Genomic DNA, 1,206 nt, shown 5'->3' with positions numbered 1-1,206 from the left:
GTCCAGCCAGGACGCCGTCGACCTGCTGCGCGACCGGGCGCTGGCGGACACGCTCGGACAGCCCATCGACCGTCTGATCCTGAGCCTGCAGACGGAACGCCGGATCACCGCCGAGACGATCGCCGGGGCGGGTGGGACGACGCCGGAGCTGGTCGGGGCTCGCGACGCCACCGACCGGGCCGCCGCCGAGATCCGCGAGTTCACCAAGGGGCGCGACCTTCGGCTGCTCACTGCCGGCGCGGTCCGCGACCGGGCCGGTGAGCTGGTCCGACGGCTCGACGGCCTCGGCACCACCCGGTCCCGGATGGACACCGGGCGACTCGGCCTGGCCGCGGCGATCGACGGGTACGACGAGGTCGTCGACGTCGCCTTCCGGGTGTACGGCCCGGAGTGGGGCGCGTACGAGAGCGGGTTGGCCGCCGACACCCGCGCGGTGATCGCGCTGGCCCGCGCCCGGGAGTTGCTGGCCCGGGAGGACACAGTGGTCAGCGCCGCCCTGACCGGCGCGCGACTCGGCGCCGACGAGCGGCGTCGGCTGACCGCCCTGGTCGGCGTCCAGCGGTACGCGAACGCCGAGGCCGCCGCCGGTCTGCCGTCCGACGGTCGGGCCGAGCAGCAGCGCCTCGCGACCAGCCCGGCGTTCACCGCTCTGCTCGCCCTGGAGGACCGGCTGCTGCTCCAGTCCGGCACCGGCAACGCCCTGGCCGGCGTCACCGTCGGGGATTGGCGGGCCGCGGCGGACACCACCCTGGGTGCGCTGCAGACCCTGGTGACGGGCACCGCCCGTAGCAGCGTCGAGCGGGCCACACCCGGTGCCGCGGTGCTGATCGCGCGGACCGGAGCCGTGGTGGGGCTCGGCCTGATCGTCGTGCTCGTGCTCCTGCTGAGCTGGGCGGGCACCATCCGGCGCCTGACTGAGGAGCTGACCGGGCCGAAGGCCGCCGCCCCGGCCCCCCAGGATCCGCCTGCGCCGCCGGGCGCCGCGCCGTCGGGGGGTGCCGCCGAGCGGGAGCTGTTCCTGGGGCTGACCCGACGCAACCAGGTCCTGCTGCGCGACCAGCTCAGCCTGCTGGACCTGATGCAACGTCGGGAGCGGTCCACCGAGGAGACCGGCGAGCTGTTTCAGCTCGACCACCTCACCACCCGGATCCGACGCTACGCTGTGTCTTATAAACATCTGACGCGGCCGCCGATCGGCGGTGGGTA

1 protein-coding gene is annotated in these 1,206 nt (G+C 74.7%); it reads left to right on the top strand.

Features of this window, described 5'->3' with window-relative positions; all coding sequences use genetic code 11:
* Positions 1–1,206, top strand: a 1,206-nt coding sequence (locus KBX53_RS33500; RefSeq protein WP_210863869.1) for a nitrate- and nitrite sensing domain-containing protein, incomplete at both ends; no start/stop codon positions are given.

The organism is Micromonospora sp. M51 (assembly GCF_018070305.1).
Lineage (GTDB): Bacteria > Actinomycetota > Actinomycetes > Mycobacteriales > Micromonosporaceae > Micromonospora > Micromonospora parva.
This window is presented reverse-complemented; position numbering and strand designations above follow the sequence as displayed.